Here is a 7,512-nt window from a genome sequence, read left to right on the forward strand (position 1 = left end):
TGTAGCCGGCCTGGTCCGCATAGCTGCGGAATCCCCACTTGTAGCCGGCCTGGTCCGCATAGCTGCGGAATCCCCACTTGTAGCCGGCCTGGTCCGCATAGCTACGGAAGCCCCATTTGTAGCCTGCTTGATCGGAAAAGCTTTGCACGCCCCATGTGTAGGACGAGCGACCGGCGAATGTGCTAAGTTCTCTGTCTGAATCTTGTACAGTTTCTGCGTTAGCCCATTTATAGCTTGACTGCGCGGAGTCGTTTTTTGCCCAGGCTGGCTCTACCTCAGAGGTGGACTGAGGGTGCGCAGCCCATTTGTAGCTTACGTTGGCTGAGTACTGGACCGCGCCTGCCAAAGAATGGCTGACTTTGTGGACCGAATTTGAAGCTATATTAGAGATTGTTTCGGCTTTTCCATTGCCGGAGAAGGCCACTGACGGCATCAAGAGAAGAAGCGCAACAGTACCTACCGCTTTCTTAACAAGTTTTAGGTATTTTTTCATAATAAAGCCTCTTCTCTCAATTTCGGCCACCACGTGGCAACAAATTCCTACAGTCTTCTCATCCGTGAGAGGCTCATCACAACTTCAATCCCTGACGCTTGACTTCGTTATAAAGATACAGAGGATGGCTATGAAGATACCGCCATACCCTTTTTGGGGTAGGTGAATTCAGGGGCGGGATATTTTGGCTGCGAGTTCTTGCGGGGGTTGTGAGGCTGGTGTTTTTAAGTGATTGAAAAATATAAGGAAATTAGCTTCACGGACAGCGCCTTATCGGCAATGACCCAAATGGGTTAGTGGTGTGGCTGATTCTCCTGCGCGGCTTCTACGGGCGCGGATTCCGCGGAGAGGGCTTCGATGACGGCGCGCTCCGAAAGATAGACTTCGAGCCATGGAAAAGGGAGGTCGGGAGCAGGTTCCGCTGCGTCTTCGCGTTCGATGTGATCCTTGACCCCCCACTTGATATCGCTGCTTGGGCCATCACCGGGTTGCTCGCTTGCTAGCATGCGCTGAAGTCCTGGCAGGCTGGCTTTTCCCTGTTCATCTAGAATGGCGGGGCCTTCGAAGTATTGCTCGCCAGCAATGTCCCGGGCGAGGTTGAGTTCGCTGTTGCCACAGTTCCGCTGTCCCAGGGTCACCGCTCTGACGGCGCTTACTGCCCCGCTGCCCTGCTGAAAGGGGCTATAGGCCAGTCGGCCATCGGGGGTGATGGCTGGCTCGGCGCTGCTCATGAGTTTGCATTTGACGTCATCTGGCGTCATGTCGGGTTCCAGCTGCAGCAGTAGCGCGGCGATGCCGGCGACCAGTGCGCTGGCCTGGGAGGTGCCTGTCATGACGAGCTCGCCGGTACTGATCATGTAGTTCGGGTGTTTTCTTGTCAGTGTGCTGCCGGGCTGCACCAATCCGGCCACGTGGCCCCCTGGGGCCACGATATCGGGCTTGATATGGCCAGTGGGCGTTGGTCCGCGCGACGAAAAATCGGGTATGTAGTCGTCGTCACGCTCTTCAGCGGTCCAGGAGTCGGTGTACGCGCCGACGGTAATCAGGTAGGGCAGATTGCCTGGGGAGCCTATGGTCATCGGGTCCGGCCCTTCATTGCCGGCGGCGGCGACGATGGTGATGCCCGCTGCCCAGGCTTTCATCAGGGCCTGGTTGATCGGGTCGAGGAAGTAGGGCCAGCGGGGCCTGGCGGCGAACGACAGGTTCAATACCCGGATATCGAGCGCCTCGCGCTGCTCAACAATCCACTGGATTCCCCTGACGATGTCCAGAAACTCGCCCTGGCCATCTTCATCAAATGCTTTCACCGCTACCAGGTTTACGTCCGGGGCGATGCCTTTCCAGGTGCCTGAGGGTTTTGAGTTTGTAAGCACTTCCTCACTGTGGGAGATAACGCTGCTCATATGTGTCCCATGGCCGCTGGCGTCGAGGACCGGTTGGCCGACGATATTTCGTATGGCGTCATAACGCCCTGCGATTCGGGGCTTGCCACGGGTATCCAGGGCCAGGGCAGGGTGCTCCCAGAGGCCGGAGTCAAGTACGGCAACGGTTACTCCGCGGCCTGTAATACCGTGCAGATGGAGTTCGGAGGCGCCGGAAACGGTGGGGTAGTAGGTGTCACCAGCGTAGTCGGCGTAGCCGGGTATAAGTTCGCTGCCGCATTCATCTCCGAACTCCAGCTTTATGTGAAAGTCCTTTTGCGCCCAGGCAAGCCTGCCGTCCTCGCCGTCCAGGCTATGGGCGAATCCGACCTGCAGGTGGCTAACATCCGTGAGGATCGGGGCCTGCTCCGGCGCGAACTCGAGCGCCAGGCTCCGACGAGCTCCGGCGGGTGCCGGCTCGGCCTCGAAATGCAGATCCCCGGTGGTCAGGCGCAGCAACGTTAGCTCGCCCAGGGCATTGGGCCAGCTCATTTCCAGCCGGGTCAGCTTCGCCGGCGGGCCCTGGTTGTACAGTGGCCAGTCGATGCCGTCTGCCCGGAGGGTTGCCTCCAGTGCGCCACCCACGCTGCAAGAGGCTTCGTCTGGCGGTGGCAGCGGCTCCGACATGTCCAGGGACAGGTCGTCGATCAGGCGCAGGACCAGCGGAGAGCTGCGGATGGCTTCCAGCTGGGCGGGGCTGACCACGGCTCCCACGGCCTCGATGATGGCAAGGTCATGGGTCACACTGCCACCGGCATCTTCCACCAGTTGCCGAAGCGCGGCAGCGGAATTGCCTTGGAGCATGATACGCAGGGGGAGTGCGTCTTCAGCGGCTGCGGGCAGCGAGCCGGTGCCCAACAGGGCACCCAGTAGCAGTGGGAGGCGCAACAGGAACGGTGCTTGGACGCGCAAATCAGTGTCCTGAGGCGAGCTGCTCGGCAAAATTCTGCCGCAGCAGATTGGGTACCTCTTCCGGGTAGACGGGCATGGAAAGATAGAAGCCCTGTAGCATGTCGCACTTCTTGTCCACCAGATAGCGCATCTGCTCCGCGGTCTCTATCCCTTCCGCGATCACGCGTAGATTCAGGGTTTTGGAGAGCGCGAGAATGGCATCGATTATCGCTGCGCCGTCCGGGCGATTGAGGTCGGCGACAAAACTCTGGTCGATCTTCAGGGTGTCGATCGGAAAGCGCTTCAGGTAGCTCAACGAGGAGTAACCGGTGCCGAAATCATCCACCGCGAGGTCCAGGCCTATGGCTTTGAGCTCGCGCAGCTTGACAATATTCGCCTCGGCGTCAGTCATGATGGCTCCCTCCGTCAATTCCAGCTCCAGACGGTGAGGCAGTATCCGGGATTTCTCGATGAACCCTCGCACAAATTGCGATAGCCCGGTCTGGTTGAACTGCAGCGGGGAAATATTGACGCTGACCCGGAATTGCGGCAAACCAAGCGTATCCCAGTAGAGACAGTCCTTGGCGACCTGGGACATGACCCACTCACCGAGCTCGATGATCTGGCCGGTGCGTTCGGCCACGGGGATGAACTCTCCGGGTGACACCATTCCGCGCACGGGATGCTTCCAGCGCACCAGCGCCTCGAGGCTGACCACATTGCCGGTGGCCACTTCGATCTGGGGCTGATAACGCAGCTCCAGTTCTCCGTTCTGCATGCCATGGCGCAGCTCCTCTTCCATTTTCAGCTGCTCGACGGCCTTGGCGTTCATCTCCTCGTTATAGAACCGGAAGCAGGCGCGCCCCTCTGCCTTGGCAACGTACATGGCGGTATCGGCGTTGCGGATCAGGCTGTCGGGGTCCTCACCGTCCATGGGGTAGATGGCAATGCCGATGCTGGGCGTGACCACCGGATTGTGGGACTGGAGTGCGATGGGGGCAGAAAGGCTGTCAAGGATGCGGCGGGCGATGCTCTCGACGTGGGCGGTATCCGGCACGTCGGAGAGGACAACGGTGAATTCGTCGCCCCCGAGGCGGGCAATCTCGGTGCTGCCTTCCTCTGCGTCGATATCTTCCTCGCCCAGGAAGTTGATGGCATCGTCCTCGCGCAACTCCAGGGTCAGGCGCTTCGCGATCTCCACCAGCAGGCGGTCGCCGCGGCCATGGCCGATGGAATCGTTGATACGTTTGAAGTGATCGAGATCGATAAACATCAGTGCGGCGAAGGAATTGCGGCGCTGGCTCCGCTTCAGTATGCGCACGAGTTGTTCATTGAAACTGCGCCGGTTGGGCAGGTTGGTCAAGGGGTCGTAGTAGGCGAGGTAGCGCAGGCGATCTTCCTGGCGCTTGAGGGAGTTGAAGGCCTGGCTGGCCCGGAGCATGTATTGCACATCTCTCCCCAGCAGCGACCAGTTCACCGGTTTGGTTTTGTACTGGGTGGCTCCGGCGTCAAAGCCCTGATCGATGGACTCGCGATCATCCGAGCCAGTCACGATCATGATGGGTATGGACTCACCCTGCGGTAACTCGCGAATTCGTTGGCATACTTCCAACCCTGACATCCCCGGCATTTCCACATCGAGGAACACCAGGTCGGGGCGTTCGCTTATAAACAGGTCCAGCGCTTCGACGCCATTGCTGGCCTCGATGACAATCATGTCTTCAGCTTCCAGGCATTGCCGCGTCAGCATGCGCACGATCTGGTCGTCGTCACAGACCAGAATTCTGGCGCGCATCGTGGAGGAAGCTTTGTCGGGCATCATGGGGCCATGCGCAGGTGCAAGGAGTTATCCCCACAGGCTACCATCACCGGCAGCAGTCGCCTAGTGCCTGCGGTCACCCCGGGCTCTCGCCGGGCCGCAGCACTCCGGGCGCTCAAGATAGGATACGCTCCCGGGTCTTGAAGCGCTGTTCCATGACAAACCGGGGCAACTGCTGGAGCGGAATTGCGGGACTGTAGTAGAAACCCTGTACCTGCTGGCATTGCTGGTGGCGGAGGAACTCGATCTGTTCGTAGTTCTCGGCGCCTTCGGCCACCACCTCGATATTCAGTCGTCGGGCCATCTCGATGATCAGGCTGCACACCGCAGCCTGCTGGGGATTGTGTGGCAGATCGCGCACGAACGCCGCATCTACTTTCAGTGCCGTGATGGGCAATTCGGTGAGATGCGTGAGCTGGGAGAAACCGGTGCCGAAGTCGTCCAGCGAAAAGCGGATTCCCAGAAGCCGCAGCTCATCCATGCGGGCCTTGATGGCGCCGGGATTCTTCAGAATGGTGGTCTCGGTCAGCTCGAATTCCAGCCGACCCGGGTTCGCGCCGGTGCGGGTCAGGGTGTCTTTCACCGCGGTCACGAATCGGTCGTCCTGAATTTGGGAGAACGAGATATTCACGGCGACAACGATATCGCCAAGGCGCTGGTCGGCGAGCCAGTTCAGGGCGTGGCAGGCATGCTGGATAATCTGGTGGCCGATGCTTTTCATCAACCCCATGTCTTCGCATTCAGCGATGAATTCGCCGGGACAGACGAGGCCGCGCTCCGGGTGATTCCAGCGTAGCAGCGCTTCCAGGCCGGCCAGCTGGCCGGTCTCCAGGGCGATGCGAGGCTGGTAATGCAGCTCAAACTGGTTTCTGCGCGCCGCAGCCCGCAACTCGGCGGCCAGGGTGTTGATGCCGGCCATGTCGAATTGCAGGCGGTCGCTGAAGGGAATGAATTTGCAGCCGACAATGGATTTGGCCTGCTGCATCGCGCTGCGCGCATGCTCCACCAGTTCTCCGAAATCAGCGGCGTCATCGGGATACAGCGCACCGCCAATGCTGGCATCGACCTGTGCATGCTGTCCATCCAGATCGAGTGGAGCGGCGATGGCCTGCAGCATCTTCTCTGCAATCCGCGCCATGTCGGCCGCGGAGGCTACATCTTCAAGTACCACCGCGAATTCGTCTCCACCCAGCCGCGCAATGCTGTCGCTGCTGCGCAGCTTGCTGACCATGCGTCGGCACAGGCTGCGGATCAACAGGTCGCCGTTGAGTTCCCCGAAATGATCGTTGATGCTGGTGAACTGGTCGATGTTGATATAGAGCAGGGCGGTTTTGAAGCTGTAGCGCTGGGAGCGTTGCATGGCCCGCTCAAGGTGGGCGCGAAAGGCCACCCGATTCAGGGCTCCAGTCAGGACATCCCGGTTGGAAAGCTCGCGGATGGCTGTACGTACTTGCTTCAGCTCAATGCTGTAGTCGAGTATCCGGTGCACCAGGGCGTCCTGCAGCTGCCCCCTGACCAGATAGTCCTGGGCACCACTCTCCCGCAGTTGCGCCGCCGCTGCGCTGGTTGGCGCCTCGTCCAGCAGCAGAATGACGGGTAGGGAGGGGGCATTTTTTTGCGCCAGGCGCATCAGATAGTCTGTTTCCGGGCCTGCGGACATGAACATCACATCGACGTCAGGGTCCAGCAGCGTCTCGAGCGGGCGCTCCAGGCTGGTGTTGCTGATCAATCGGAATCGGGGTGGCGCGGCGCGATTGAGGCAATCCGACAGGACCAAGTGATCGGTCTTGTTGGCGGAAAGTACCATAACAGTATGCAGATCCACGAAGGTTCCGGAATGTCCCATAGCTGTGCCTTCCGCATTGTCACCCAGCTGGACGCCCGGGTACAGCTTTAATCTAGAAATAACATAAGGTTGTGTGCATTATTTCAATAAAATTCTAGAGATAGGCGGTGAAAATCACCGGTTTGGGGGTGCGGCGGCGGCCAGCGCCGCCGATCGACCCGCCCGGCTCCGCCAGCCTGCCCATGACGTTGCATAATTTGTGCTAGAATTTGCGGCCGTATTTTTTGATCCCTGCGCTATGAGCATTGCCTCCGACAAACTGGAATCCATCCGCCGGCAAGTACAGGTACACCTCGATAATGCCGAACGCCACAAACTCAGCCCGGCCCAGGAGGAGGTGCTGACGGCGCGTATTGCGGCACGCCTGCAGGCAGAGAACGCGGTGATAGTCGCCCATTACTACACTGCGCCAGCGATTCAGGCACTGGCGGAGGCCACCGGAGGCTGTGTCTCGGATTCCCTGGAGATGGCGCGCTTTGGCCACGATCATCCGGCGACGACCCTGGTGGTGGCGGGGGTCCGGTTCATGGGCGAGACTGCCAAGATCCTGACACCCGATAAACGGGTCCTGATGCCGACCCTGGAGGCAACCTGCTCGCTGGACCTCGGCTGTCCCATCGAGGAGTTTTCCGCCTTCTGCGACGAACACCCGGACCGCGAGGTGGTGGTGTATGCCAACACCTCGGCGGCGGTCAAGGCCAGGGCAGACTGGGTGGTGACTTCCAGCATTGCGCTTGATGTGGCCGAGCACCTGGCGGCTCAGGGGAAGAAGATTATCTGGGCCCCGGATCGCCACCTGGGGGACTATGTGCGCCGTCAGACCGGCGCCGATATCCTGATGTGGGATGGCGCCTGTATCGTGCACGAAGAGTTCAAGGCGCGCGGTATAGCGGACCTGAAGCGGGTCTATCCCGATGCCGCGGTACTGGTGCATCCGGAATCCCCGGCGGCAGTACTGGAGCTGGCTGACCGGGTGGGTTCAACCACGCAGATTATTCGTGCCGCACAGGAGCTGCCGAATCCCCGCTTCATTGTGGCTACC

At 59.9% G+C, this 7,512-nt stretch carries 4 protein-coding genes and 1 pseudogene; 1 reads left to right on the forward strand and 4 read right to left on the reverse strand.

Annotation, left to right across the window (positions count from 1 at the left end; translation table 11 throughout):
- From RJQ10_RS11715 to RJQ10_RS11730, 4 genes and pseudogenes are all read right to left on the reverse strand, one after another.
- Positions 1–526: pseudogene (locus tag RJQ10_RS11715) on the reverse strand (hypothetical protein); the annotation flags it as partial.
- Positions 527–786: 260 nt separating this feature from the next.
- Positions 787–2,826 (reverse strand): S8 family peptidase, encoded by a 2,040-nt coding sequence (locus RJQ10_RS11720; protein ID WP_350146772.1) that lies wholly within the window; start codon positions 2,824–2,826, stop codon positions 787–789.
- 1 nt (position 2,827) lies between these two features.
- Positions 2,828–4,627 carry a two-component system response regulator gene (locus tag RJQ10_RS11725; RefSeq protein ID WP_350146774.1) on the reverse strand — a complete coding sequence of 600 codons (1,800 nt, stop codon included), beginning with the start codon at positions 4,625–4,627 and terminating at the stop codon, positions 2,828–2,830.
- Between the two features lie 112 nt (positions 4,628–4,739).
- Positions 4,740–6,449, reverse strand: a complete 1,710-nt coding sequence (locus tag RJQ10_RS11730; RefSeq protein WP_350146776.1) for a putative bifunctional diguanylate cyclase/phosphodiesterase — start codon at positions 6,447–6,449, stop codon at positions 4,740–4,742.
- Positions 6,450–6,708: 259 nt separating this feature from the next.
- Here RJQ10_RS11730 and nadA point away from each other — a divergent pair.
- Positions 6,709–7,512 (forward strand): quinolinate synthase NadA (gene nadA, locus RJQ10_RS11735; protein ID WP_350146778.1); only part of this gene is annotated, 804 nt, incomplete at its 3' end.

This window comes from Haliea sp. (genome assembly GCF_040222615.1).
Classification (GTDB): Bacteria; Pseudomonadota; Gammaproteobacteria; order Pseudomonadales; family Halieaceae; genus Haliea.